This is a genomic window from Shinella sp. 1A1 (assembly GCF_055379515.1).
Map to the genome: position 1 here is coordinate 1,807,403 of NZ_AP039671.1, position 24,612 is coordinate 1,832,014.

The 24,612-nt window shown below is 65.0% G+C and carries 25 protein-coding genes; 9 read left to right on the top strand and 16 right to left on the bottom strand.

Annotation, left to right across the window (positions count from 1 at the left end; genetic code table 11):
* Positions 1-87 precede the first annotated feature (87 nt).
* A complete protein-coding gene (locus ACZ48C_RS09045; RefSeq protein WP_464780895.1) occupies positions 88-435 on the top strand; it encodes a hypothetical protein in 348 nt (115 codons plus the stop codon).
* Here ACZ48C_RS09045 and ACZ48C_RS09050 read toward each other — a convergent pair.
* Entirely contained in the window at positions 420-1,304 is an 885-nt protein-coding gene (locus ACZ48C_RS09050) for a LysR family transcriptional regulator (protein ID WP_464780896.1), read from the bottom strand. The two genes, ACZ48C_RS09045 and ACZ48C_RS09050, sit on opposite strands and share 16 nt — an antisense overlap.
* A 100-nt stretch (positions 1,305-1,404) precedes the next feature.
* On the opposite strand from ACZ48C_RS09050, the gene ACZ48C_RS09055 reads away from it, so the two are divergent.
* Entirely contained in the window at positions 1,405-1,710 is a 306-nt protein-coding gene (locus ACZ48C_RS09055) for a hypothetical protein (RefSeq protein WP_464780897.1), read from the top strand.
* Positions 1,711-2,059: 349 nt separating this feature from the next.
* Positions 2,060-2,992: an IS110 family RNA-guided transposase gene (locus ACZ48C_RS09060; RefSeq protein ID WP_464780898.1), complete on the top strand. Its 933-nt coding sequence runs from the start codon at positions 2,060-2,062 to the stop codon at positions 2,990-2,992.
* Between the two features lie 191 nt (positions 2,993-3,183).
* Here the strand turns inward: ACZ48C_RS09060 and ACZ48C_RS09065 are convergent, their stop codons facing one another.
* The 5 genes from ACZ48C_RS09065 to ACZ48C_RS09085 form a co-directional block, all read right to left on the bottom strand.
* Entirely contained in the window at positions 3,184-5,217 is a 2,034-nt protein-coding gene (locus ACZ48C_RS09065; RefSeq protein WP_464780899.1) for a vWA domain-containing protein, read from the bottom strand.
* Between the two features lie 14 nt (positions 5,218-5,231).
* On the bottom strand, positions 5,232-5,753 hold the full coding sequence (locus tag ACZ48C_RS09070; RefSeq protein WP_318912274.1) for an RNA polymerase sigma factor: 522 nt from the start codon (positions 5,751-5,753) through the stop codon (positions 5,232-5,234).
* A gap of 80 nt (positions 5,754-5,833) precedes the next feature.
* The gene (locus ACZ48C_RS09075; RefSeq protein ID WP_464780900.1) at positions 5,834-6,586 is read right to left on the bottom strand and encodes a phosphodiester glycosidase family protein; all 753 of its coding nucleotides are present in this window, start codon (positions 6,584-6,586) and stop codon (positions 5,834-5,836) included.
* A gap of 56 nt (positions 6,587-6,642) precedes the next feature.
* Complete coding sequence (locus ACZ48C_RS09080) at positions 6,643-7,335, bottom strand: ferredoxin (protein ID WP_464780901.1); 693 nt, start codon at positions 7,333-7,335, stop codon at positions 6,643-6,645.
* A 96-nt stretch (positions 7,336-7,431) separates the two neighbouring features.
* Positions 7,432-7,590: an entericidin domain-containing protein gene (locus tag ACZ48C_RS09085; RefSeq protein ID WP_119256090.1), complete on the bottom strand. Its 159-nt coding sequence runs from the start codon at positions 7,588-7,590 to the stop codon at positions 7,432-7,434.
* A gap of 188 nt (positions 7,591-7,778) precedes the next feature.
* Between ACZ48C_RS09085 and ACZ48C_RS09090 the strand changes: the two genes are divergently transcribed.
* Entirely contained in the window at positions 7,779-8,561 is a 783-nt protein-coding gene (locus tag ACZ48C_RS09090) for a formyl transferase (protein ID WP_464780902.1), read from the top strand.
* A gap of 25 nt (positions 8,562-8,586) precedes the next feature.
* Here the strand turns inward: ACZ48C_RS09090 and ACZ48C_RS09095 are convergent, their stop codons facing one another.
* Positions 8,587-9,504 (bottom strand): LysR family transcriptional regulator, encoded by a 918-nt coding sequence (locus tag ACZ48C_RS09095; protein ID WP_119256089.1) that lies wholly within the window; start codon positions 9,502-9,504, stop codon positions 8,587-8,589.
* A 115-nt stretch (positions 9,505-9,619) separates the two neighbouring features.
* Between ACZ48C_RS09095 and ACZ48C_RS09100 the strand changes: the two genes are divergently transcribed.
* The gene (locus ACZ48C_RS09100) at positions 9,620-9,838 is read left to right on the top strand and encodes a hypothetical protein (RefSeq protein WP_318912280.1); all 219 of its coding nucleotides are present in this window, start codon (positions 9,620-9,622) and stop codon (positions 9,836-9,838) included.
* Positions 9,839-9,945: 107 nt separating this feature from the next.
* The gene (locus tag ACZ48C_RS09105) at positions 9,946-10,149 is read left to right on the top strand and encodes a hypothetical protein (protein WP_464780903.1); all 204 of its coding nucleotides are present in this window, start codon (positions 9,946-9,948) and stop codon (positions 10,147-10,149) included.
* An 86-nt stretch (positions 10,150-10,235) separates the two neighbouring features.
* On the opposite strand, the gene ACZ48C_RS09110 is transcribed toward ACZ48C_RS09105, so the two are convergent.
* Positions 10,236-10,838 carry a GNAT family N-acetyltransferase gene (locus ACZ48C_RS09110; protein ID WP_464780904.1) on the bottom strand — a complete coding sequence of 201 codons (603 nt, stop codon included), beginning with the start codon at positions 10,836-10,838 and terminating at the stop codon, positions 10,236-10,238.
* 297 nt (positions 10,839-11,135) lie between these two features.
* On the opposite strand from ACZ48C_RS09110, the gene ACZ48C_RS09115 reads away from it, so the two are divergent.
* Entirely contained in the window at positions 11,136-12,143 is a 1,008-nt protein-coding gene (locus ACZ48C_RS09115; RefSeq protein ID WP_119256086.1) for a GlxA family transcriptional regulator, read from the top strand.
* 92 nt (positions 12,144-12,235) lie between these two features.
* Here ACZ48C_RS09115 and ACZ48C_RS09120 read toward each other — a convergent pair whose 3' ends face one another.
* From ACZ48C_RS09120 to ACZ48C_RS09140, 5 genes are all read right to left on the bottom strand, one after another.
* A complete protein-coding gene (locus ACZ48C_RS09120; protein ID WP_318912287.1) occupies positions 12,236-13,558 on the bottom strand; it encodes a GGDEF domain-containing response regulator in 1,323 nt (440 codons plus the stop codon).
* Positions 13,559-13,695: 137 nt separating this feature from the next.
* Positions 13,696-14,523, bottom strand: coding sequence for a response regulator (locus ACZ48C_RS09125; protein WP_464780905.1), 828 nt, complete (start codon positions 14,521-14,523; stop codon positions 13,696-13,698).
* A 190-nt stretch (positions 14,524-14,713) separates the two neighbouring features.
* Positions 14,714-14,962, bottom strand: coding sequence for a hypothetical protein (locus ACZ48C_RS09130; protein WP_413251131.1), 249 nt, complete (start codon positions 14,960-14,962; stop codon positions 14,714-14,716).
* Positions 14,963-15,120: 158 nt separating this feature from the next.
* Positions 15,121-17,598: a mechanosensitive ion channel family protein gene (locus ACZ48C_RS09135; protein ID WP_464780906.1), complete on the bottom strand. Its 2,478-nt coding sequence runs from the start codon at positions 17,596-17,598 to the stop codon at positions 15,121-15,123.
* Positions 17,599-17,682: 84 nt separating this feature from the next.
* Positions 17,683-18,240 (bottom strand): DUF924 family protein, encoded by a 558-nt coding sequence (locus ACZ48C_RS09140; protein ID WP_318912292.1) that lies wholly within the window; start codon positions 18,238-18,240, stop codon positions 17,683-17,685.
* A 175-nt stretch (positions 18,241-18,415) separates the two neighbouring features.
* Here ACZ48C_RS09140 and ACZ48C_RS09145 point away from each other — a divergent pair, with 175 nt between their 5' ends.
* Positions 18,416-18,913: a cupin domain-containing protein gene (locus ACZ48C_RS09145; protein ID WP_119256082.1), complete on the top strand. Its 498-nt coding sequence runs from the start codon at positions 18,416-18,418 to the stop codon at positions 18,911-18,913.
* On the opposite strand, the gene ACZ48C_RS09150 is transcribed toward ACZ48C_RS09145, so the two are convergent.
* Positions 18,910-20,859, bottom strand: a complete 1,950-nt coding sequence (locus ACZ48C_RS09150) for an alpha/beta hydrolase (RefSeq protein WP_464780907.1) — start codon at positions 20,857-20,859, stop codon at positions 18,910-18,912. The genes ACZ48C_RS09145 and ACZ48C_RS09150 overlap by 4 nt on opposite strands.
* Between ACZ48C_RS09150 and ACZ48C_RS09155 the strand changes: the two genes are divergently transcribed.
* Positions 20,816-22,060: a glycoside hydrolase family 5 protein gene (locus tag ACZ48C_RS09155; RefSeq protein WP_464780908.1), complete on the top strand. Its 1,245-nt coding sequence runs from the start codon at positions 20,816-20,818 to the stop codon at positions 22,058-22,060. The genes ACZ48C_RS09150 and ACZ48C_RS09155 overlap by 44 nt on opposite strands.
* Here ACZ48C_RS09155 and ACZ48C_RS09160 read toward each other — a convergent pair.
* Together ACZ48C_RS09160 and ACZ48C_RS09165 are read right to left on the bottom strand one after the other, a co-directional pair.
* Positions 22,054-23,472 carry a phenylacetate--CoA ligase family protein gene (locus tag ACZ48C_RS09160; RefSeq protein WP_464780909.1) on the bottom strand — a complete coding sequence of 473 codons (1,419 nt, stop codon included), beginning with the start codon at positions 23,470-23,472 and terminating at the stop codon, positions 22,054-22,056. The genes ACZ48C_RS09155 and ACZ48C_RS09160 overlap by 7 nt on opposite strands.
* A complete protein-coding gene (locus ACZ48C_RS09165) occupies positions 23,469-24,584 on the bottom strand; it encodes a glycosyltransferase family 4 protein (protein ID WP_464780910.1) in 1,116 nt (371 codons plus the stop codon). Before ACZ48C_RS09165 ends, ACZ48C_RS09160 begins: the two co-directional genes overlap by 4 nt.
* Between the last annotated feature and the right edge of the window lie 28 nt (positions 24,585-24,612).

The window sequence follows — 24,612 nt, forward strand, 5'->3', positions numbered from 1 at the left end:
GATTTTCAATCCAATTCCGCCATCCCCGCTTGCGGGCCGGTCGGGTGCGTCCTATTCCCAAGGGGTGAACGATTCCAGGGGGACACAATGAACGCCGATCTTGCAGCCTTTCCGGACCGGGAAACCGTCGCCGACAAGCTTGGCACGCTCGGCGAGGCAGACCGGGCCTATCTCGCCCTCCTGATGGAAAACCCGCAACAGGACGAAAACCTGCTCGAAGGCCTGGACCTCTATCTCAACCGCGCCGCGGCCGCCCGCTTCCTCAATTCGCTGAAGCTGGAAAAGCTCGGCGAATGGCTCGGCGAGGCGGCGCCCGCGCGCCTGCAGATACGGCTCATGGAAACCGCCCGCTCCAGCCAGCACGCCGCCTACGGCGCCTTCCGCACCGGCCTCACGCGCTCCGGCGGCCTCGACCGCGCCTATCCGAAAGCCTGATCGCCCGCGTTCGCGAGCGGCCCGAAGGATTTGCGGATCATGTCCGCCATGCCCTCGATGGCCGGCCCGCCACGGCGCGGATTGCGCTTGAGGATGACGCGGGAGGAATCGATCGGCGGAAAGCCGTCCGCGATCGTCAGTTCCCGTGCGCCGGGCGGAATGTTGCTGCGCGAGAGCGGCGCGATGGTGAGCCCGCTGGTCACCGCCGAGCGCAGGCCGCCGCTCGTATCGCAGGTATAGGCGATGCGATAGGGGATGGTGTGCCGCTCGAGCGAGCGGAGCGCAAAATCCCGGCACCAGCTTGAGCGCCAGTAGACCGCCACCGGAACCGGCCGCTCCAGATGCCGGCCATGCGCGGCCGAGGCCACCCAGACAGTGGGATCGACCGCCAGCAATTCGCCGGAGATGCCGTCGCACCAGTCGAAAATGATGGCAAGGTCCAACTGGTCCGCTTCGAGCGCCGCCAGTTGCTGCGCGGTATAGCCGCAAAGCACCGTCACCTCGATATTGGGATGGATTTCGGCGAAGGCGGCCAGCGCGTTCGGCAGGACCGTCTGGTTGTATTCCTCCGGAATGCCGACGCGCACCGGCCCGTCGAGCGGCGCCGTCCGCATGACGGCCGTCGTCTCGTCGACGAGCCCGACGATGCGCCGCGCATAGGGCAGCAGCCGCTTGCCCTCCGGCGTCAGCGAAACGCCGCGCGGACCGCGCTCGAACAGCACGGCGCCGACCGAATCCTCCAACTTGCGCACCTGCATGCTGACCGCCGACTGGGTCCGCGCCAGCCTTTCCGCCGCATGGGTGACATTACCGGCCTGCGCGACGGCAACGAAGATGCGCAGGAGATCGCTTTCAAGGGGTGGATACATGACGCACCATCGCTTTTCCTGATACCTGCCATCATCGCTATTCGTTTGTGAAATGTCTATCGCCTTGATTGACTGATGCGCGGAACGAAGGGCAACGGCCATGGGCATCCTGAAAAAAGCGCTGGAAAGATTGAGAGAATGGCGTCAACGGCAGGCGGAGCGGGAGGCCTTGCGGCTGCTCGTCGCCCGCAGGGACCGGCGCTTGCTGCGCGATGCCGGGTTGAACCTGATCGAGGCGGAAAACGACGTCCTGCGCTGCGAGCCCCTGCCGCAAACGAAGGAAAGGCGCTGGACCGCCCCCCTCATCCGCCTGCTGCCGCCCTCTCCCCGCAAGCGGGACGAAGGGGATGCGGCAAGCGCATCCCCGGGCAAGTCAGGCAAGGAGCGGGAAAAGCCCGCCGCATAATCCTGCCCACCGCGAGCCGCAGGGCTATCGAACGAGTTCGACGTTACCGCTCTTCCCTTTTCCCCTCGGGGAGAGGGTGGCCCGAAGGGTCGGAAGAGGGGCGCGGCACCGAAAGACTTATCTTCTTGCCTCCGGCATCCCCTCATCCGCCTGCCGGCACCTTTGTAACTTCCCTTTATCCGCGAAAGCCGGTGTATTTGGCATTGCGGTGGCGGATGGCATCCCGCAGCACTTTTGGGACACCAAGCCCGCGGGAGAGCCCGGGTCTCCATCCGCCGTTCCATCGAACCCGAACAGTCGCCAGGGCCGCTCGACATTGCGAAGCCCGCTTAGGCAAGGATGGGATCGGATGGACAAGGTTGTCGTCGGTATCGACGTATCGAAGGACTGGCTCGACGTGCATGTCGCGCCGTCGGGTGAACATTTCCGGGTCGGCCACGATCATGCCTGCGTGGAGGCGCTGATAGCCCGGCTGTCGTCGCACGGCCCCGCTCTGGTGGCGCTGGAGGCGACGGGCGGCTACGAGCATGTGGCGGTGGCGGCGCTTTCGGCGGCGGGGCTTGCCGTGGTGGGCGTCAATCCGGCACAGGTTCGCGCCTATGCGAATGCTCTGGGCAAACATGCCAAGACCGATCCGATCGACGCGGCAGTGATCGCGGCCTTCGTCGAAGCGGCCAAGCCCGACATACGTCCCTTGAAGAACGAGGCGGCGCGGGCCTTCGGCGAACTGGTGACACGGCGGCGCCAGATCGTGCAGATGATGGTGGCGGAAGAGAACCGCGAGCGGATGGCCGCATCCCCGCCCGCCCGCAAGAGCATCCGGCGCGTCCTGACGGCGCTGCGGCGCGAGCTGGAGAGCCTCGATGCCGATATGGACGACCGGATCCGCAAATCACCGTTGTGGCGGGTGCGCGAGAGGCTGTTGACCTCGGTGCCGGGCGTGGGACCGGCGGTGGCGCGCACGCTTTTGGCGCATATGCCGGAACTGGGCAGCCTCGACCGGCGACAGATCGCGGCGCTGGCCGGGCTTGCACCGTGGACGCGGCAATCGGGCAAGTGGAAGGGCAGGAGCTTCATCGGCGGAGGCCGAAGCAACGTGCGGTCCGTGCTGTTCATGGCAGCCCTCGTGGCCAGTCGCCACAATGCGGTGCTCAAGGCCTTCCGCGATCATCTCGTGGCGGCCGGCAAGCCGAAGATCGTCGCCATCGTCGCAACCATGCGGAAGCTGCTGACCATGCTCAACGCCATCATCAGGGACCAAAGGCCATGGCAAAACACTTGACAACAAAGACAGTCGCTCTCCCCGCAAGCGGAGAGAAGGGAGATGGGCAATGCTTTCCTTTCATGTGCGACAGCCTTGCAACAAGATACAGCCCCCGCAGGGTATTGCTTGAGGAAAGCGGCGCCGCATATCCCCTTCTCCCCGCTTGCGGGGAGAAGGTGGCCGGCAGGCCGGATGAGGGGCGGCCTGTCCTACTGCGCCGTCTCGCCCGAAAGCCCCCGCGCAAGCTGCACGAGCTTCAGGAACTCCGCCCGATAGCCGAACGGATCGTTGCCGCGCGCGGCTTCCGCAAGGCCGAGGATCGAGCCATAGGCATAGTCCTGCAGGGCCGTGACGCCCTTGAGCTTCTGCCCGAAGGCCGCGACGGCAACGGAGAAGCGGACGTCGGCGGAGGCGGCGTTCACGTCGGCGATCGCATCGGCATCCGTAACCGGCATCGTGGCGAGCTCACTGGTATCGCCATCCGGCTTCTTCCAGCGCATCTTGAGGAAGGCCAGCTCGCCGCTTTCCGCCGCCGGCGTCGCGGCCGCCTCGCCCTCGCCGTAGCGAAGCGGATCGTTCAACACGGCGGGGCTGCCCTTCGGCGTCACCTCGTAGATCGCGGTGACGCGGTGGCCGGAGCCGATATCGCCGGCATCCACCTTGTCGTTGTTGAAATCCTCGCGGTTGAGCACACGGGTCTCGTAGCCGATCAGGCGGTATTCGGCGATGCGCGCCGGGTTGAACTCGATCTGGAACTTGACGTCCTTGGCGATGGGGAAGAGCGAGGACCCCGCCTCCTCCACCAGCGCCTTCTGCGCCTCGGCGAGCGTATCGATATAGGCGGCCGTGCCGTTGCCGTTCTGCGCCAGTGTCTGCATCATGCCGTCATTGTAGTTGCCGCGGCCGAAACCCAGCACGGAGAGGAAGATGCCGCTCTTGCGGCGCTCCTCGATGATGCGCTTCAGGTCCTCGTCGCTGGCCGGCCCGACATTGAAGTCGCCGTCCGTCGCCAGCATGACGCGGTTGACGCCCTCCTTCCTGAAGGCCTTTTCGGCGAGCTTGTAGGCCGTTTCGATGCCCGCCACGCCGGCCGTCGAGCCGCCGGGCTGGAGAGTGTCGATGGCATCGAGGATCGTCTGCCGCTCCTTTGCCGCCGTCGGCTCCAGAACGACGCCGGCATCACCCGCATAAGTGACGATGGAGACCGTATCGGTGTCCTTCAGCTTGCCGACCAGGAGGCGGAAGGCACTCTTCAGGAGCGGCAGCTTGTCCGGCTCGTCCATCGAGCCTGAAACGTCGATGAGGAAGACGAGATTGGCCGAAGGCTGCTTCGCCGGAGCGGTGTTGAACCCCTTGATGCCGATATGCAGGAGCTCGGTACCCGTGTTCCACGGCGTCGGCATGACGGTGACGGTGGCGTTGAACGGCTTTTCCGCCGTCTCCGGCCCCTTCCAGTCATAGGGGAAGTAGTTCACCATCTCCTCGACGCGCACCGCCTCGGGATCCGGCAGGCTGCCGCCGAGCAGCGACCGGCGCACATAGGAATAGGAAGCCGTGTCGACATCCGCCGAGAAGGTGGAGACCGGATCGGCCGCAACGCTCTTCACCGGATTGGGATCAGCGGAGGCGAAGCGCTCGCGATCCTCCACCGGCATCGGCATGGCAACAATGTCCGAGGACGGCACGGCCATGCGGCTCAACGTCTGCAGGTTCGCCGCCCCGCCGACGGCAAACGATTCCGGCATGGCGGCGACGGCCTCCTCCTCGCGGCTTTCGGCAAGCGGCGCGGGCTCGGCCGCAAGCGTGCCGTCGGCCGTATCGGCGGTGGCCTTCGCCTTGGCATCCGCCTCCGCGGCGACCCGGGCCTCGGCCTTCGCCGCCTCCTCGACCGGCTTGCGGGCGCGCTGGTCCGCATCGGCGGGCTTGGCGGCGATCCCGGTCTCGTTTGTCAGCGGCACCGTGCCGTTGCGCACCAGCTCATAGGTGACGAGGCCGGCGACGGGGACGACGAGCAGCGTGGCAAGCGCCGAGCCGGCGAGAAGTCTGCGGTTCATGATGGGGCTCCATATCCGGTTAAAGATGGAGCTTCGACGCCCGCGATCCGCCGAACCTTGGGGAGCATCCGCATTTTTTTCCGCGCCGTCGAAAGCCTGCATGGCAGCAGTGAGCGCTTCGGCGCGGGCGGCGGCGCTTGCGGCCGGCGGGCGGCGGCGGGAAAGTCTGTCGAGGTCGAGATCGGTCATCGTCTGTCCTTCCGTCACGCGGCCGTGTCGCGCAGCAGCACCTTCAGGCGCTTGCGGGCCTCGTGCACATGCCAGGAAATCGTCGTTTCGGCGCAGCCGAGCACATCGGCCGCCGCCGCATGGCTCAGCCCCTCGCCATAGATCAGCAGCACGGCGTCGCGTTGCTTGTCGGGAAGCCGGCGCACGGCCTGCCAGAGCTCCTCGCCGCCGTCGTCGCCGGAACCGCCTTCCAGCACCGCCTGCTCGCGCAGATAGGCGGCGTCGCGCCACTCGCTCCGCCGCCGCTTGCGCATCTGGTCGCGCGCGGCGTTCAGCGTCACCGCATAAAGCCACGTGCCGAAGCGGCTCGCACCCTTGAAGCCGCGGATGGCGCTTGCGAGGCGTATGCACACCTCCTGCGCCACGTCCTCGGCATCCTGCCGGTCGCCGCACCATCGCCAGGCGACGGCATGGATGAAATCATAGCGGCTCTCGACCAGCGCGGCGAACGCCTGCCGATCCCCCAAGGCCGCCTTTTCGACGAGTTCTGTTTCCACGGGTCCATCCCGATTGCGTGCACTATCCTTTCAGACGTGCGCCGGACCGCAATCCTTGGGTCGCGGCTGCAAATTTTTTCTCACCAGGGCAGATTCTTGACGACGGCGATGATCGTGCCCATGACGGCGCGGCGGTCGTGCCGCCGGATTTCCGGGGAGTAGAGGCTGGAAATGCTGCCGTCGAGGAAAAGCGCGTTACGGCATTGCAGCCGGTCGCGGAAGAGCGTCGCGAAGTCGTGGAAGCGCACCCGGTCGTTCGAGATGGCGAAGGCGACGCGCCCGTCCGGCAGGATGCCGACGCCGTTGCGGATCTGCAGGCTCGTGGCATCCGGCAGGAAGCGCGGATGGATCTTGCCGTCGAACACCAGCATCGGCCCCGATTGCGTCGCCTCCCGCGGGGAAAGCCCTGCCTTCGCATAGGCTTCCGTTTCCATCACGCCCGCCTTGCCGTCCTCGAGGAAGAAGACGCCGTTCGGCTTCATGAAGAAATTGCCGAAGGCATCCTGCCTGTTGAGCGCGCCCGTCTCCCGGTCGTTCTCGACCAGAAGGCCGACCGGCCCGTAGTCCGGATGGTACATGCCGCCGTTCATGGCAAAGCTCATATGCTGGCCGTTGCGCAGGAGATGCGTATTGAGCTGGTCGTAGGTCGCGCCGCGCGCATCGAGCGTCTGCGTGCCGAAGAGACGGATCGTCTCCTTCGCGGGATCGAAGGTGCAGACGGTGTAGCGGCCGGACAAATGCTCGATCGCGGCGCATTTCGGCGGTTCGGCCATGGCAACGCTCCACAGGGCAGGCGTGAGAAACAGGAAAAGGACAAACAGAAGCGCTCGCATGGCCCTCTGGCTCCGCCGGCAATGCGGCGAATTTAGCGGCGATTCCCGCCGAAAGGTCAAAGAGAGAGCGCCGCCATGTGAAAGCGGAGCTGGGCATCGCAATAGCGATAATCCGCCCCGACGGGACAGGCCGCACGGGCAAGACAGCCGAGCACCATGCAGCCACCCGGCCCCTCCGGCCCGCGCAGATGCGACCGGCAGGCGGCGACGTCGAAGGCCTCCGGACGGACAGCGCCGACCGGACAGGCTGCAAGGCACGGCTTGTCCGGACAGTGCTCGCAGGGATGCGGGCGCAGCGGCAAGGCCTCGCCCTCGACCGGCACGGAAAAACCGAGCGCCCCGCGATAGCCGTGCCAGAGACCGTAGACCGGGTGGATCAGGATGCCGAGCGGCGAGGCTTTCAGCCCCTCCGCGCGCATCGCCCATTGCTGGAATGGCTGCCATGGCGGATCGGAGGGAAACCAAGCCGTCGCCCCCGCCGACAGCGCAACGGCGCCGATGATCACCTTCGACCAGGCATCGAGCGGATCGCTGCCGCCATCATCCGACTGCGCGGCGCGCCAGAGGGAAAAGGCCGGCCAGATCGAGCCGCCGACATTGCCGACAAGCAGCACGCTTGCGGCGGGGCGCCCATCCGAAAGGAACGGCGCCGCATCGCCATCGGCGAAATTCACGACACCGCGCAAAAAAAGACCGTGCGGCTCGAGAACCGCACGGATGCCCTCGCTGTCGGGATGGCGGGTTCTCACCGGACCATATCCCCTTCATGCGCCGGGCCGGTCATGACCGATCCCCGAGCGCCGCCACCTTGAGGCCGGCAGCGTCGGAGCTTGCCCTCAGGCGTCTCAGTTCGCGGCGCGCGCGATGCGGTGGCCGGCATCCTTGGTCGCATCCACGGTGTTCGCCGTGTCCCGGCCGAGGCCGCGGATCGTATTCCCACAGGCGCTGAGCACCAGCAGCGCGGCAAACACGGCACCGAGACGGGCAAGATTCTTTGCGGTCATGGAAGATTCTCCTCGTGAATCACATCGAAGGGAAATCTAGACCAGCCCGCGCCGGAGGGAAACGGGATCGGCAAGCAAAAAGTGCACTAACCAATCCTTAGCCCTGCCCGGCGAATCCCGCCGGCGGTTACCGCTTCCTAAGGCACCCCGGCCATCATGCCGCCGAAGGCAACGATGGAATGACGGACATGACGGAACGCGACGCGAGGACGGAAATGGTGGCCATGCTGATCCAGCCGGGCACCAATCCCGAAATTGTCGTCAATGCCGTCAAGGCCGCCTTCCCGAACCTCGTCGTCATCGAGGAGCAGCCCGAGCCGAAATCGCTCTTTCTGCGGCGGAGGGCGAGGACGCTCGGATGGTTCCAGGCGCTCGGCCAGTTCGCGACCATGGCCGTCTCGAAATTCGGCAAGCGCTTCACCGAGGGCCGCGCCCGGGAAATCCTCGCGGCCCATGGCGCCGACGCCTCGGTCGACCCGGCCGTCCGACGCATCGCCGTTCCCTCCGCCAACAGCCCGCAATTCCTGGAGGCCTTCGACGGCATCCGGCCCGCAGCGCTGCTGCTCGTCAGTTGCCGCATGTTGAAGGCGGAGACGCTTGCGGCCATTTCCTGCCCCGTGCTCAATCTCCATGCCGGCATCAATCCGCAATATCGCGGCCTGCAGGGCGGCTACTGGTCGCGCGTGCTGGGGGACGAGGCGAATTTCGGCACGACCGTGCATCTCGTCGATGCGGGCGTCGATACCGGCGGCGTGCTCTACCAGCAGCGGATGAAGCCCGGCAAACGGGACACGATGCACACCTATCCGCTCCTGCAGACGGCGGCGGCGACGGGGATCATCCTTACGGCGCTGACGGATGCCGTGAACGGCACCCTGATGCCCCGGACGATCGAGGCGCCCTCGCGGCAATGGTATCACCCGCCGGTCTGGACCTGGCTGTGGAACGGCATCACGCGCGGCATCTGGTAGCCGCGCGCGAAAGGAAGGCCAGGCTTCAGCAGGCGACCTGCAGCATGTCCATCGGCCGGCGCTCCATGCGGGCGAAGGCCGCGCGGATATAGTCGGCCACGGCCTGCGCCGGCGCCTCGGCCTCCTCGTTGACGACGAGGCCGATGAGATAATGGCCGAGGTCCGGCAGGCCGTCCTTCTCGCCGAGCGCCACCATGTCGTCCCCCACCAGGAAGCGGGCAAGCGGCGCGACCGCGAGATCGGCCCGGATCGCGGCGCGCTGGCCCATGTGATGGGCGCAGAAATAGGCGACGCGGAAATCCCGGCCGGAGCGGCTCAGCTCCTCCAGCGCCCGCGCGCGCCAGATGCAGCCCTCCTCCCAGACGGAGACGGGCAGCGGGTTCTTCAGATGCGCGTTGCCGCAATTCTTGCCGGCCCAGACGAGCTGTTCCTTGAGCAGCACCTCGCCGGGGATCGGGATCGTGCCGTCCGTCGCGTTGAAGATGGCAAGGTCGAGCCGGCGCTCGGCGACCGCGCGGCGCAGATTGCTGCTCGTCTCGATCGAGACGTTGACGGCAATCGACGGATAGGTTTCCGCAAAACGCCTGAGCACTTCCGGCAGGATGAGCTCGCCGACATCGTCCGGCGCGCCGAGCCGCACGACACCGTTCATTTCCGGCATCATGAAGCGCGAGACGGCCTCGTTGCTGAGGGCGATCAGCCGGCGGGCATAGGAAAGCAGCACCTCGCCGTGATGGGTCAGCACCACCGACCGGGCATCGCGGCGGAAGAGCGTGCAGCCGAGAAGCTCCTCGAGCTTCTTGATCTGCATGGAAACGGCGGACGGGGTCCGGTGCACCGTTTCGGCGGCCGTGGTGAAGTTTCCGGTCTCGGCGATCGCCACGAAGGTCCTCAGGATATCGAGTTCCAGCAGCGGGAGCGTCTGGCGCATCAGAAGGTTCATTGTCGCCTCCATGGATCAGAAAATCTGAAGCAAAGCGTCACTTCATTTCGTTTGATTGAAAACCGAGACGGGCGGATAGTCAACCTGCAAAGCAAACGAACGTGAGGAAAACGCCATGAAAACGCAAAAGTCGCTGACCGACGGTGCCGATCTTGCCGTGCTCGCCCGCGGAAACGGATTCTACTACGCAATACGGCGCTTCGTGGGCGAGGCCATCGAGGCCCGCCGCCGGCGCGCCGTTGCGCGCCACACGGCAGAGGAGCTGGCGCAACTGCCGGACTACCTCAAGCAGGACATCGACTGGCCCGCCGTCACGAAGCATGAAGACCGTTGATCGGTTCGATCAGTTATATTCGTTTGATTGATGCGTGAGGTTGCGGAATAGTCACGATCAAGGTCGCGACCTTTCGATACCTCCCAAGCTCGAAAGGAACCCTGAAAATGGCAATTGCACTGGAACATCGTCCGGTCCGGCGCGCATCAGGCGTGCAGGTGTCCGGCAGCCTCGTCCACCTCCTGCGGACCGTCACCGGCCGGCTCGCTTCGGCCTGGCAGCGTCATCGCGTCGAACGCGAACTGGAAAGCCTGCCCTTCGACCTGCGCAAGGACATCGGCTTTCGCGCATGGGACAAGACGACACGATGACGGATGACTGTCACGGCGACATGCCGAAGGAAGACGACGCCCGATACCGCCGGAGATGACGAAAGTCCCTCCGGCGGTTTTTGATTCTAGAGTAGCGGAACCCCGGGCGCGACCGTCGCCGGCAATGCACCGGTCAGCCGTGGATCGTCGAAAACCTCGATCTGGCGCTTCACCGGCGAAAAGCCCGAGCGGATGTAGAAGTCGAGCGCCTGCGGCGAATCCAGCGTACAGGTATGCACCCAGAAGCGCCCGATGGGCGGATGCCCCTCCCGCGACCACGCCCGCGCGATCGCATGGTTCATCAGCCAGCGGCCGGTGCCCCGACCGATAGCCGCGGCGGTCAGTCCGAAGAAGGCGAGTTCACAGATCCCCTCTTCCCTGAAGTCGAGTTCCAGCAGCCCCTCCGCATGCCCGTCCTTCATCACCGCGTAGACCTCCACGTCCGGATGATGGAGAATAGCGGCGAGGTCGTCTTCGGGAAGGACGAGGCGGGAGGCCCAGAGCCAGTCCGTGCCGATCCGCCGGTAGAGATCGCGGTACCAGGCCGGGTCCGCCCGCTCGACATGCTCCAGCGTGATGCCCGGCTGTCCCGGGTCGGCGCGCCGGTCCGGCGGCTCGCGCATTTCGAGGCAGGTCACGACGGCCGCGAGCTTGCCCGCCGGCACGTCCGAATATCCGTCTGGCAGCATCGGCGTCATCCTTGAAAATCCGGCTCGTTTTGGCCGAGCGCGCCAGCCTTGTCAAACGACCTCGTCAAACAGGCGGGAAGCACCGGGAGGCTTGTCGCAATCCGACGATGCGAAGGCGCTGGTCGCAAATGCGCCATCACTGGACAATCGTCATAATTCCGCCGGAACACGTTGACATTGCGGAGATACGAAGGATGTCGCAGTCGTATCCGTCCTTTTCAACGTCGCAAAAATGCTATCCGATCCCGGACCTGCCTGCGACCATTGCGACATCGCCCCATCAGCATGGACACACCGATGAACAAGCAAAACGTCAAGAAGCGCTCTCTCGTTTTCTTCCTCGTGCCCAACTTCTCCATGCTGCCCTTTTCGGCGGCGATCGAGACGCTGCGCATCGCCAACCGCATGCTCGGCTACGAGGCCTATAGCTGGCGCCTCGCCTCCAGCGACGGCCAGCAGGTGCTGTCCTCCGCCGGCATCGGCATCGAGGTGAACTCCTCGCTCGCCGACGAGCGCAAGCATCTCGGAGGCGAGAACCGCCCCTCCATGGTGCTGGTCTGTTCCGGCGTCTATGTCGAGGATTTCAACAACAAGTCGGTCAATGCCTGGCTGCGCGAGGTCTATAATCGCGGCGTCGCCGTCGGGTCGCTCTGTACCGGCGCCCATGTGCTGGCCCAGGCGGGCCTGCTCGCGGGCAAGCGCTGTGCGATCCACTGGGAGAACCTGCCGGGCTTCGCCGAGGCCTTCCCGCAGGCCGACGTCTATGCCGACCTCTACGAGATCGACGGCAATATCTATACCTGCGCCGGCGGCACCGCCTCGCTCGACATGATGCTGAACCTCATCGACGAGGATTTCGGCGAGAACCTCGTCAACCGCGTCTGCGAGCAGGCCCTGACCGACCGCGTGCGCGGCCCGCACGACCGCCAGCGCCTGCCGCTGCGCGCCCGCCTCGGCGTACAGAACGCCAAGGTGCTGTCGATCATCGAGTTGATGGAGAAGAACCTCTCCGAGCCCCTCTCCCTGCTCGATATCGCCGACGGCGCCGACCTGTCGCGCCGCCAGATCGAACGGCTCTTCCGCCAGGAAATGGGCCGCTCGCCCGCCCGCTACTATCTCGAGATCAGGCTCGACCGCGCGCGCCACCTGCTCGTTCAGTCGTCCATGCCGGTGGTGGAAGTGGCGGTCGCCTGCGGCTTCGTCTCCGCCTCGCACTTCTCCAAGTGTTATCGCGAACTCTACAACCGCTCGCCCCAGCAGGAGCGCGCCGAGCGCAAGCTGACCCTTTCGGCCATCGCGCGCTGACCTGAAGCATGTCGCGCAAAAGTGTGCAGCGGCTTTGCGATAACGACATGCGAAAAGTCAGCTGGTCAAAGCGCCCCGCCTCGAAGGCGGGGTCAGCTGGCGAGCGCGTTCATCAGCGACAGTTCGGAGAAGACGCGGTTCCGCCCGGCATGCTTGGCCATGTAGAGGAACTGGTCGGCGGCGTTGAGATAGTTGTCGAAGGTTTCCCGCACGGAAATGGCGGCAAGGCCGGCCGAGACGGTGATCGTCAGCGGCTCGCCATCCGCGCTGATCGGCTGGGCGGCAAGCTCCGTGCGCAGCCGCTCGCAATAATCGAGCGCCTCCTCGAGCCCCAGCCCGTGGAAGATGATGCCGAACTCCTCGCCGCCGAGGCGCGCGAGAAGATGACGGTCGCCGACCCGGTGCTTGAGGCGGCGCGACACGGCCTTCAGCACGACGTCGCCGACCTCATGGCCGTAGGTGTCGTTGAGGCGCTTGAAATGGTCGATGTCGAGGATGGCGATGGACATCTGCTCGCCGCGCCGCAGCGCCTGGTCGACGAGCCGCGGGCCGGCCTCGAAGAAATAGCGGCGATTGTAGATGTCCGTCAGGTAGTCGCGCGCGGCGATGCGATGGAGCGACTGCACGCGCTTCTGGATGGCGGCCACATGGAAGATGCGGCTGTTGAACTCTTCGACCAGGAACGGCTTCTGGATATATTCGTCGCCGCCCGCCCGCAGGAAGCGCGCCGCGACCATCCGGTCCTCCGACTTCGCGAGCCCCACGACACGCACGGTATCGTCCCCGTGCCGCTTGCGAATTTCCTGCAGCAGCGTGAAGCCGTCCATGTCGGAGAGATCGAGATCCGTGACGACGAGATCGATGCCGCCATAGCTGTCGAGCGCTTCCAGCGCCGCCGCCCCGGTTTCGACCGCCACGATCTGGAAACGCTGCTTGGCGATGAGGCTCACCTGCTGCTGCAGGCTTTCCGGCTCGGAATCGACGATGAGAACCTGCGTCTTGCCGCTCGTCAGGATGCGGTCGACCGCGAGCACGAGCTGCTGCATGGCTGCCGGACTGTCCTTGACGACATAGTCGAGCACGTTCTTGGCCAGGATGGCGTCACGCGTCGTATCGCTGAAGGAGCCGGTGAAGACCAGCGGCGCGATGCCCTTGGAGATCACGTAGTCGAGCGCTTCGCAATTGGGCGCGTCGGGCAGGTTGAGGTCGAGCACGGCAAGCGCGAATTCCGGCGCTTCCGACTGGAAGATCGCCCGCACCGCCGCCATGCTGGGGCAATGCGTAACGGAAAGGCCGAGCTCGGTCTCCAGGCGGTATTTCAGCGCCGTGGAGAACATGCGCGAATCCTCCACGAGCAGCACCTGCTGGCCGGAATGGCGCAGAAATGCAGGTCCCCGCTGCGAATTCGGTTCCACTCCCACCTCGTCCAATACCCCGTATTGCTCCCGTTGGGCCGCATTACAAACCAGCGGTTTTACCAAGTGGTTAACTCGCCGGGAAATATCTCACGTAACGTGAGGACAGTCTTGGGTGAATATGGCCTGCGCGCCGGTCAGCTCGCCAATTTGAGCTGCGCCGACCGGATCTGCGCGAGGGTATCGAGGTTCTGGTTGACGCGGCAGTAGAATTCCTCGTCGATGAAGGGGCGCATGATGAAATCGTTGCCGCCGGCCTTCAGGAAGCGGGCGGAGAGCAGCCGGTCCGTCGAGGACGAGATGCCGATGATGCGCAGCTGGTGCGATCCTACCGTGCCGCGAATGCGCCGCGTCAGCTCGAAGCCGTCGATATCCGGCATGTTGTAGTCGGTGATCATCAGGCCGATATCGGAATTGGCTTTCAGCAGCGCCAGCGCGCTTGCCCCGTTCTCCGCCGTGCTGACGCGGAAATTGTAACGCTTGAGGCGCGTCGAAAGCAGCGCCCGCGCCGTCGCGCTGTCGTCGACGATCAGCACATGGTGCTGGTGATTGGTCAGGAACCGGCAGACGGACTCGGCCAGCATGTCGACCGCGAAGACATTGTCCTTGATGATGTAGTCGACGATTTCCTTCGACAGGAGCTGGTCGCGCGTCGCCTGCTGGAACGTGCCGGTGAAGACGATCGTCGGAATGGAAAGATCGACCAGATAGTTCAGCGCCTCGCCGTTCTCGGCGCCCGGCAGGTTGATATTGGAGATCGCCAGCGTGATCTTCTCGCTGGACTTGTCATAGGCCAGTTCCAGTTCCTCGAAGCTGCGGCAGATCTCGACATCGAGGCCGAGAAGCTCCTTCAGCCGCTTGGAGATCATGGACGTGAAGACATTGGAGTCTTCGGCAACAAGAATACGATGATGCGAAAGAGACGCGCCGGAATATTGCATTCCGGAAATGCCGATAAACGCCATGATATGCCTTCATAATATGGATTTTCCCCAGCTTAAGGCGTAACGGCAACCCTTTGCGAAAGCGTTAAATTCAGAAGGCATGAAAACACGGGGAAGCAGAATTGGCCCAACACCCGGACCAACCTTCCGTATAAAGTAAAACGGCGCGGTTCTTCTTCCGCGCCGTCGTCATGAAATCGGGATTCCGGGTTTACTTGACCGAGGCGGCCCCGCCCTCGATCTCGACATTCTCGCCGCCATTGAGCGCGATGCGGTCGCCGTTCGGCAGGGTGACGAAGCAGCCGGAGGGGCAGATCGTCTCGGTCGCGCCGGGCTCCAGCGCGATTTCCATGCGGCTGCCGCCTTCGACGACCACGAGCACCTGCGTATCGGCATCCTTGTTGGTCACGGAGGCAGCCACGGCCGGAGCGGACATCGCAGCCGACACAAGCAGCATCATGATCATTCGCTTCATTTTTGCCCGGCGCCGAGCGCCGCCCCTGTTCAAGCCCGAGGGAACACTACCGTTCCCCGATCGGATTTGCATGTGTTTTATGGGGCAAGTGCTGAATGCAGCGTGAATGCGGCGTTCATGTGCCGGAAATCGGGCAAGCTGTCTCAGGCCGGCGGCGCCTCTCCGTCAGGCTTGCCGCGGCGCCGGGCCGGCGCGGGGCGAACCTTTTCCGTCGCCTGGTCGAGAAGCGCGGAGATGAGCTCGGCCCCCTCCTTCGAAATCTTGACCGGCACTTCCGGCGCGGCCGGTGCGCCGATGGCAATGCCTTCCGCGCGCAGTCGCTCAAGAATGGCCGCCCGTAGCTCCGACTTGACGCCCGTGCCGTTGAGAATATCCGCAAGAAAGGCGCGGATCTCGAAATCCAGCGTCGCGGCGGAAAACGCCTGGAACACGACCACGGGCTCGGGATTGCGCAGCAGCCCCTGCTGCGCCCGCACCACCTCGGTCAGGACCGCCTGCACGCGATGAGGATCGTTGCCGCCATGCACGCTGATCGCCACCTCCACGCGGCCGAGCTTGTTGCGATGCGTCCAGTTGCCGACCTGCCCGTTGATCAGCACGGAATTCGGCACGATGACCGTCTGGCGCTGGAAGGTCTCGATCTCCGTGGCGCGCACCGAGATGCGGCGCACGAAGCCTTCCGTCGTCCCGGCCACCACCCAGTCCCCCACCTTGAAGGGCCGCTCGGCCAGGAGGATGAGGCCCGAGACGAAATTCGACACGATGTTCTGGAGGCCGAAACCGATACCGAGCGAGAGGGCGCCGGCGACGAGCGCGAGGCTGGAAAGGTTGATGCCCGCCGCCGAGATGCCGATGAGACCGGCCAGCGCCACACCCGCATAGCCGACGGCCGTGCGAACCGAGTTGCGCACGCCGGCATCGACCTGGCTGCGCGCCAGCACATTGCCGTCCACCCATTTCTGGAACCAGCGCGTGACGACGAGGCCGATGACGAACAGCAGGATGCCCGCGAGGATGCCGATCAGCGAGATGGTGATCGTGCCGATGCGGATTTCCGTGAAGATGCGATAGGTCCAGGATTCGATGTCCGCGACCTGGAAGCCCCATTGCAGCAGGATGAGCGGTACGAAGAAGACGAAGAGCAGCAGGTAGATCGCCAGCCCCGCCGCAAGCCCGATCTGGTCGAGCGCGACCTGGCTGAGGCCGAAGCGCTCTTCCATCCGCTTGCCGACCGCCGTTTCCGCGAAGGCGTTGGGCCCGGAAACGGCGCGGCCGGACAGGAAGCCGATATACATCGTCACCACCACCGCGCCCGTCACGACGATCTGGGTGGCGACGAACCGGGCCATGCCGACATAGCCGAGCAGCGCCGAGAAGATGAGGCCGAGGCCGATCAGGATCAGGAAAACGAAGATCGAGCGCGGCCAGGGCCGCCCCTGCGAGCCGGGCATTTCACCCTGCCGCAGCACCGGCTTGATGAAGGCAGTCACCACCAGCAGGGCGCCGATGACGATGGAGGCGAAGAAGCTCTTCACCACCGTCAGAACCACCGGCGAGCCGAGCACCTCGCTGATCGTGCCGAGGAAGAAATCCGCGCCGTTGACGATGGCCATGCCGAAGATCAGCAGCCAGAGAAGCCGGGCACCCCGGTCGGAAACCCGCACCAGCCGCCAGTGGCCGTCGCCCGGCGACAGCACCGCATTGGCGAGCTGCGCGACGAAATAGATGGCGACCGTCACGCCGAGCGCCACTGCGACCAGCGGCGCGATATCGCTCCGCAGCACCTTGAACGCGTCAAGGAAGAAGTAGCTGGCCCCCGCGAAGGCGCCGGCCGCCGTCGTCGGCAGCACCGTCGACCAGAAGGCGACGGAAAGGCGGGTAATATAGTGCGGCTTCTCCTGCCGGGCGGCACGCGTGATATAGGGCGAGAACAGCCGGTAGCTGCCGGAAAGCAGGATGAGCGCAGCAAGCAGCGACAGGGTGACGGCGCCCAGAAGCTGCATGCGTTTGTATTTCCAGACGAACTGCGTCCAGGCGGTGGCCGTGCGGCGAAGCGTCTGCGTCTCGTCGGCAAGGGCGCCGGAGGCTTCGGTAAAGAGCGTGGAGCTGATTTCGGTGCGCTTGAGGATCGCATCGGTGAAGAGCTGCCGGCGGATCTCGGTGACGCGGTTGGAGAGCTTCGTCGCCTCGATGGAAAGGTTCTCCGCCTCCCCGGTCAGCGCATTGATCTCGTTGCGCTCGGCCGCCAGTTTCTTGCGCTCGGCGACGACGACATCCGCCTCGGCCGGCGCGCCTTCGGCCGGCGGATCGCCAAGCTCCGTCTGGCGCGCCTTGATCGCCTCCAGCCGCGGCCGCGTCGCGACGGATATGGCGATGATCGACCGGTTCAGCGCCTCGACCTCGACCTTCAGGTCGACGAGGCGCGTATCGTCATCCTTGAACTTCTCGACCCGCTCGCGAATGGAGGCGAGCTGCTCGCCGGCCTTGTCGAGATCGGCGCTCGCCTGCTGCAACTGCGTCGTGGCATCGGCGGCGGGCGCGGCCGCCGTCTGCGCGGAGACAGGCGAAACCGCAAGCAGCAGCACCACGAAAAACATGGAGAGAAGGCGGAGTATAGGCAAAGGCCCCTCGCTGAAAGAACGACGCATCGCGATCATGCGATTCCGCACTCTTCTAGCCATGAATGCGGCCATTTTAAACCGGTGCTAGAATCCGGCACCCGGCTCCGCGAGATAAGCCTCCTCATGATGGGTCGAGACCCGCCCGAGGAAGGCATTGCGGTGGGGGAAGCGACCATATTCCGCAATGACGTCCCGATGCCGCACCGCATAGTCGAGATACATCTCGTCGCCATGCGCCTCGAACAGCGAAACGCAGAGGTCCTGGTCGGCAAGGTCCTCGGAATGTTCGAAGGGCATGTAGAAGAAATGCCGGCGGCCATAGTCCACCAGCTTATCGGCCCCCGCCTCCAGCGCGAGCCGCGCCTCGCGTCGGGCGATCCAGTCCGTGGCGAAGGCCATCGGCGAGGCGCGATACATGTTGCGGGGAAACTGGTCGAGCACGATGATCGCCGCAAGCCGCGCCTCGGGGCTCGCCCGCCATTCCGGCGAAACCTCGCGGGAAAGGGCAAGATGCGTGGCGGCGAACTGCTCGCGCACCCGCCCATCGAGCTCCGGCGTCCCCTGCCACCAGTCCTTCGCCGTCAGGGTCTCGCACCAATAGCCGACAACCTCTTCCGGCCGCCTGATCGCATCATAGCTCATGCCAAAACCTCCATTCGTCCTAGCCGCAATATGGCGTTATCCCGGGGCATGGCAAGCGCAAGGCGAAACGGCAGCCGCGTGCACGGACGAAGCCGTTAAAATCTTAGCTTTCCCTTCAACCGATTGCTGATTCCCACGCGCTATCCTCCGCCCGGCAAAGATGGATGGAGTTTCGATGAACTGGCAATTTGTTACCGCGACCGCAGCGATCGCAACTTCCCTCTACAGGGGCTACGCACCGATGCGTCCGGAGCCGGACACCTTCGTCGCCGCTGGTCCCGATACCTTGCCGATGGTGTCACGGCCGATCAATCCCGACTGGATACTGTCCGGCAACCCGGTCGCCCGCGCCGCCTTCCACTCCCAGCCGGCGGACAAATGCGCCTCGACGGTGGTCTGGGATTGCACGGCCGGCGAGTTTCGCTGGTTCTTCGGCTGGGATGAAATGGTCGTGATTCTCGAAGGCGAGGTTCATGTGACCGCCGAGGACGGCAGCGCCCGCACCCTGGCCGTCGGAGACGTCGCCTATTTCCGCGCGGGCAGCTGGGCGACCTGGCGCATCGACCGCTATGTCAGGAAAGCCGCCGTCACGCGCCGACCCTTCCCGCTTCCCCTGTCGCTGTTCTACCGGGTCCTCGGGCGGTTGCGCTCCGTGGTCAAGCATGGGCTTTAACGGGAAGCCAGCGACCGGATGGCGTCGAGGTAGTGCGCGCGGGCATGGGCCGGCGTGAAATTATGGTCGGTATCGGGAACGATCGAAAGGCGCACATTCCCGAAGCGCCGGAGCCCGGTGGCATCCTTGCCGAAGAACAGCGCCAGTTCCTCGAGCCCCAGCTCGCCGGTGCCGAAAAGAAGGGCGACCGGAACGTCCCGGCCCCGCAGCACACGGAAATCCGAGAACACGCCGCGTTCGCGCGGCGAAACACCACCGAAAATCCGTGTCAGCGGCCGTGCCGCACGCACGGCGAGCCGCCCGATGACCTCCCGCCCCTTGCGCATGACGTCGATCTCGCCCCTCAGGACACGCCGTAGCGTGTCCATCTCGGCAAGGCGCCGGCCGTAGTGCTCCAGCGTCTGGACCGGATTTTCCAGCGCCTCATCGACCGAGCGCCCCTTCTTCCAGCGGAAGACGATCGGATTGACCGCCACAACACCGACGATCCGCGGATCGTCCACGGCTGCCTGAAGGCCGAGATAGGCGCCGCTGCAGCGCCCCGCGACGACGACCGACGCCATTCCGGCCGCAGCGAGGAAGTCCAAGGCTTCCCGGACGTCCTCGACCTGAACCGCATGGTAAAGCACCTGCCCGGCAAATCCTTTTGCCGGCGGGCTATCAGCAACATTGGCACAATCGAACCGCAGGGAAGCGATACCTTCCCTGGCAAGCGCACGGGCGAATTCCACCGTCGAGCGCCCCCAGCCGGCCGACCTGTCATAGCCGGATGACAGGAACAGCACCGCCGGGCGTTCCTGCGCATGTGATTCCGAGGGGGAGCAAAGGATGCCGAACATCCGCTCGCCACGGCCGAGCCGCGTGGCCGTCTCGACATAACCCTCGCCGCGGTGGCTTGCCGCCCACACCCGCGCGGGCGGCGGCGACAATGCGGGATCTCGGGAAGCAAGGCTTGCCGCCCAGGACACGAGGCCGGCAACGACCGGCTCGGGCACCACGGCGAGCGTCGGATTGGACGTGAGACTTTCAAAACCTTCGAAGGGCGCCTCGAGCACAGTCGCGCCAAGCCCGCGAAGATGCGCGGCGAAGGCTGCATCGTCTGGACGATTGTCGCGGGTAAAGACGGCAAGGTTACGCACCGGAGCCTTCTCCAGCTTCATCAGGTCGACGCCGCGCAGGCCCGCCGCGATCTCCTGTGGCAGGGTCAGCCCCGCGACCTCGAGAGCGGTCTCCGTGCCCTTCTTCAGCCCGAGCTTGTCGTCGATCAGGCGGGAATAGACCGACAGTTCGCGCAGATGCACACGACCGGAAATGACGGGAGCGAGGAAGGCGATCCCCTCAAGGTCCGCCAGCCGGTCGGCCGCAAGGCTCGCGACCGCCGCTCCGATTCCTTCGGCAACGATCGCCAAACGCGCGCATCCCGAGCGTTCCAACAGAAGATGCGCGGCGGCAAGCAGTGCCTCCACCCAGGTTTCCATCCCGGGCCCGAAGACCGTGCCATCCAGCGCGTCGCCAGTGTCGGGATAGTCGAAGCGCAGGCTTGCAATACCCTCTCCGGCCAGTCGCTCGCACAGGATGCGCCGGAATTTTCGCGTGCACATTTCCTCAAGCCCCCAGGGGCTGGCGAAGAGCACGCAAAGAGGCCGGGCGACGCCCTGCGCCGCCGTGAACAGGCCGACCGTTCCCGCGAAGGTCATGGGCTCGGCGGCCGGCTGCACACCGGGCGCCAAGGGGCGCAGCATGTCGGGCATGGGGTCTCCTGTCGTCGCCTGAAACCAACGGGAGGCCGACGGATATCCGCCATGCCGCTTCGGCATTTGCGGTCCGCCAACCTTTCGGGACAAGCGGTTCTGCTCTACACCAATCGGGTTAACATCCAATTCAAGCTGGGAGTTGCCCCGCATGAGGCTGATTGCCGCGCTGCTCGGTGTGCTGATGACAGCCATGGTCGTCCAGGCGGCGCCCTTGCGGCTTGCCCGCGGCGTCGGCCTGCACGAATGGCTCAACTGGTCTCCTGTCAACGATGACCGCACCTACCGCCGCCCGCCCTACCGCACCGTGGAACAATGGTTGTCCGCTGAGCGCCCCCTTTCTGACTGGCCGAAGGGCGATCCCTTCGTTCGTATCCGGGCGCTCGGTTTCGACTTCGTGCGCCTGACCGTCGATCCGGGGCCCCTCCTCGCCGGCGACGATGCATCGCGCAAGGAAGCGCTCGACGTGCTCTCCCGCGCCGTGCGACAGGTGACGGGAGGTGGTCTTGCCGTCGTCTTCAACCTGCACGCCGTCAGCCAGGTGCCGGCCTACGGCATGGAAGTCGTCGATGGCGGAGCCGACAGCGAAGGCGTGAAGCGCTATCGGGCCATGGTAAGGACGGTCGCCGCGATGCTTGCGGATATCGGAACGGACAAGGTGGCGTTCGAACCCTACAACGAGCCCGCCTATTATCCCTGCGATACCGGCGGGACGGAAGACTGGCAGCGGATCATGGCCGGCACCGTCGCCGACATCCGCTCCGTCAGCGCCGATCTCACCATTATCGCGACGGGCGCTTGCGGCGGCAGCATTACCGGTCTCACCGATCTCGACCCGAGCTTCGACGATGCCAATGTCCTCTACAGCTTCCACATGTACGACCCGCATGAGTTTACCCACCAGCGAGCCGAGGATCCCGAGGGCTTCTTCTCAGGCCTGCCGTGGCCGGCGCGCGGCAATTCGGCCGAGCGCGTGCGCCAGCGGCTTTCGGCCCGGATGCAGGCGGCAGGCCTCAGCCGGCTCAAGCAGATCGTGTCTCTTGCCAAGGCAGATGAGCGGATCGACACCTATTTCAGGGAGAACTGGGACGATGCGATGCTGAAGGCACGCATCGGCGAGGCGGTCGATTGGGCCAAGCGCCATGTCCTTCCACCGTCGCGGCTTTTCATGGGTGAGTTCGGAGTGATCCGGATGACCGCCGACGGCCGCTCCGGTGCCTATGACACCGACAGGCTGCATTACCTGCGCCTCGTGCGCGAGACGGCGGAGGAGAACGGCATTGCGTGGTCCATCTGGGAATATTCCAACCCCCATGGCATGACGGTCATCGAACCAAAGGGACCGGCGATCCCGGACAGGGAGCTGATGCAGGCGCTGGGTCTTGCGCCTCAATAGCGCGTGATATCCAGCCTCTGGTCGACGAAAGTCCGCTTTCCACCACGTCCGACGACGAGCCGGGAGACCGCCTCCAGCCGAAAGGCAAGCGTGCCCCGGCATTTCTCTGTGAGGTACAGACGCAATCGCTCGATATCCGAAGGGGAGCCTTCGCGGTCGAGGATATATCGGATCAGGACTTCGCCCGGTGCATCCTGATAGAACTGAATTTCCGCGATGCCTTCGAAGAGCGCAGGATCTTCCGGCGTAAGATCGACTGTCACCACCCGCTGCCCGTCGAAGGAAATCAGGAAGTCCGGCTTGCGTCGGGGCGCCAGCGCCCGGATGCGCAGCCGCTGCCCGTTACCGGGTGTGGGCATCTCTACGAGCCGGCCGAAATCGCCCGTATCGTAGCGGATGAACGGCATCCCCGTCGAAAGGAAGCCGGTGCCGACGATGCGTCCTTCGCGACCGGGCTCCGTGACGGGTTCTCCCTTTTCATCCACCAGTTCGGCTACCCCGTAGAGAGGATTGAACTCGTAAAGCCCGTCCTCGCCCGGCACTTCGGCGGCGAAGGCCGTCTTTTCGCTGAGGCCATAGAAGACGCCGAAGGCGACATCGCCCAATACGCTGCGGATCAGGGCGCGCTGGTGATCGTAAAGCGGCTCGGAAATCGGCAATATGCCGGCGATACCAGCGCGCGGCGTCCGCCCGAGTTGCCGCATGCGGCGACAAAGAAGCTCGATCGCCGACGGGTATCCATAGAGAAACCGGATTTTCCGGCGGTCGATCTCGTCGAGATAGGCGGAAACCTCAGCGGTTCCCATCGGAAAGACCGCCAGCTTCAGTTCGCGCAGAGCCGGGTCCCAGTCATGAAGACTGGTCTCGCCTCCCTCGAGATGAAAACCGCGAAGGCTCGCCCGCGCATCCTTCTCGCTGAAGCCCGCGCGGGACCATACGTCGTAGACGAAAGCCATCTCCCGCGGACTGCGATCCTTGTCGAGGAAGAAGGTGAAGGGCGGCGCAAGGTTCGACCCGCTGGTCTCGGCCTTGTCCAGTTGCCAACGCGGCACCGCAAGCGCCGTTTCCCCGGCTTCTCTCAATTGGTCTTTTCCGAGAACGGGCAGACGGCGCAAATCCGCCGGCATGAAGGCCGAGGCGTCGAAATCCGGCCCGAAAGCCTTGTCGATAAGCGCCCGATAGAAAGGGCTGCCGTCATGCGCCTTGGCGATCAGCGCCCGCAACGAAGCCAGATGCTGCTCATGCGCAAAATGCGGATCGCCGGCCGCCCGCGCGATGCGCGCGCGTTCACGGGCATAGGTATTGCCGAATTTCAGGCTGGTCGGCACCAGCGCCACCAGCGGCTTGGCCGCCTGGCGCACGAACGGCGGGCTGCGGACATAAAGACCGCGCAGGATATCGAGAGGTTTCATCGCTTTTCCACCCTGCTTTCGGCGGCCGCCCGCCAGATATCGCACAACGCATCGGCAAAGGGCACGACGTCGAGGCTGGCCCGATGCCGCGCCTTGCCCGCTTCTCCCATTCTTCTTCGCAATTCCGGCTCCTCGACCAGCCGCGACAGTGCGCTCCTCAGTGCCGGCACGTCGCCCGGCGGCACGAGGAGGCCCGTTTCGCCGTCGCTGACGATATCCTCCACCGCGCCGACCGGCGTCGCCACAACGGCGAGCCCCGCCGCCATGCCTTCGATAATCGAGATCGGCTGATTTTCCACGAAGGAGGGAAGCGTCAGGATGTCCGCCTCCGACAGCAACCGTGCGACATCCGCCGCGCCTTGCCATCCCGGCACCGCCACCCGGCCTTCAAGGCTGAGTTCCTTCAATCGAGCGCGCAGTGCCTCTAACTCGCCGGCTCCGGCAATCGTCGCACGCCAGCCCGGTAGATCGGCCATGAGACCAAGCGCTTCGCAAAGCTCCGGCGTGCCCTTGTCCTTCTCGATCCTGCCAAGAAAGACGATATGAACCTTGTCCCCACCGCCCTTGTGCGGCAGGGAGGGCGTTTCCGTGGCATTCGGCAGGATGACGACGCGGCCTTCCGCCTGCGGCACTTTGCGGAGAACGAAATCCCGCCAGACTTTTCCAAGCACGATCACGCCGGCGGCCTTGCGAAACATCGCGCCGATCCGGCGGCTGAGCAGCGTGTCCGCCTCCGGCCAGAAGCGCATGTATCCGCCGCCGTGCAGGTGAAGCACATAGGGAACGCCCAGCATCGCCGCCCATCCGGAGATGACGAGCTTGCGGTAGGTGCTGCCATGGCTCGCCAGGTTGATGTGCACGACATCGATCTTTCCGCGCAGCCGCGCGGCGAGCATCCTGGCGCAGAAAGCAATTGTATGCAGCAGGGACAGGGCGATATGGCCGCTGCCCCTGGTAGCAAGGAAGCGCACGCGGATATCCCCCGGCCCGCGCCGATCGAGCTCATGCTTCAGCGAGGCCATGATCCTGTCGATACCGCCCTGCCCTGTCGCGCCGACGGGCGTTGCGACAAGGACATGGATGGCGCGTCCGGGACGGGCGCCCTGCAGCATGTCTTTCTCCTTATTTGATGCGGCCGGA

Bases quoted from the DNA above. Each gene is read 5' to 3' on its own strand.
- ACZ48C_RS09155 (WP_464780908.1), top strand. From the start codon at position 20,816: ATGAGGCTGATTGCCGCGCTGCTCGGTGTGCTGATGACAGCCATGGTC.
- ACZ48C_RS09150 (WP_464780907.1), bottom strand. From the start codon at position 20,859: ATGGCTGTCATCAGCACACCGAGCAGCGCGGCAATCAGCCTCATGCGG.
- ACZ48C_RS09060 (WP_464780898.1), top strand. From the start codon at position 2,060: ATGGACAAGGTTGTCGTCGGTATCGACGTATCGAAGGACTGGCTCGAC.
- ACZ48C_RS09140 (WP_318912292.1), bottom strand. From the start codon at position 18,240: ATGAGCTATGATGCGATCAGGCGGCCGGAAGAGGTTGTCGGCTATTGG.
- ACZ48C_RS09065 (WP_464780899.1), bottom strand. From the start codon at position 5,217: ATGACCGATCTCGACCTCGACAGACTTTCCCGCCGCCGCCCGCCGGCC.
- ACZ48C_RS09045 (WP_464780895.1), top strand. From the start codon at position 88: ATGAACGCCGATCTTGCAGCCTTTCCGGACCGGGAAACCGTCGCCGAC.
- ACZ48C_RS09165 (WP_464780910.1), bottom strand. From the start codon at position 24,584: ATGCTGCAGGGCGCCCGTCCCGGACGCGCCATCCATGTCCTTGTCGCA.
- ACZ48C_RS09110 (WP_464780904.1), bottom strand. From the start codon at position 10,838: ATGCTGCCAGACGGATATTCGGACGTGCCGGCGGGCAAGCTCGCGGCC.
- ACZ48C_RS09125 (WP_464780905.1), bottom strand. From the start codon at position 14,523: ATGGCGTTTATCGGCATTTCCGGAATGCAATATTCCGGCGCGTCTCTT.
- ACZ48C_RS09095 (WP_119256089.1), bottom strand. From the start codon at position 9,504: ATGAACCTTCTGATGCGCCAGACGCTCCCGCTGCTGGAACTCGATATC.
- ACZ48C_RS09160 (WP_464780909.1), bottom strand. From the start codon at position 23,472: ATGAAACCTCTCGATATCCTGCGCGGTCTTTATGTCCGCAGCCCGCCG.
- ACZ48C_RS09100 (WP_318912280.1), top strand. From the start codon at position 9,620: ATGAAAACGCAAAAGTCGCTGACCGACGGTGCCGATCTTGCCGTGCTC.
- ACZ48C_RS09105 (WP_464780903.1), top strand. From the start codon at position 9,946: ATGGCAATTGCACTGGAACATCGTCCGGTCCGGCGCGCATCAGGCGTG.
- ACZ48C_RS09075 (WP_464780900.1), bottom strand. From the start codon at position 6,586: ATGCGAGCGCTTCTGTTTGTCCTTTTCCTGTTTCTCACGCCTGCCCTG.
- ACZ48C_RS09145 (WP_119256082.1), top strand. From the start codon at position 18,416: ATGAACTGGCAATTTGTTACCGCGACCGCAGCGATCGCAACTTCCCTC.
- ACZ48C_RS09085 (WP_119256090.1), bottom strand. From the start codon at position 7,590: ATGACCGCAAAGAATCTTGCCCGTCTCGGTGCCGTGTTTGCCGCGCTG.
- ACZ48C_RS09115 (WP_119256086.1), top strand. From the start codon at position 11,136: ATGAACAAGCAAAACGTCAAGAAGCGCTCTCTCGTTTTCTTCCTCGTG.
- ACZ48C_RS09050 (WP_464780896.1), bottom strand. From the start codon at position 1,304: ATGTATCCACCCCTTGAAAGCGATCTCCTGCGCATCTTCGTTGCCGTC.
- ACZ48C_RS09090 (WP_464780902.1), top strand. From the start codon at position 7,779: ATGACGGAACGCGACGCGAGGACGGAAATGGTGGCCATGCTGATCCAG.
- ACZ48C_RS09055 (WP_464780897.1), top strand. From the start codon at position 1,405: ATGGGCATCCTGAAAAAAGCGCTGGAAAGATTGAGAGAATGGCGTCAA.
- ACZ48C_RS09130 (WP_413251131.1), bottom strand. From the start codon at position 14,962: ATGATGCTGCTTGTGTCGGCTGCGATGTCCGCTCCGGCCGTGGCTGCC.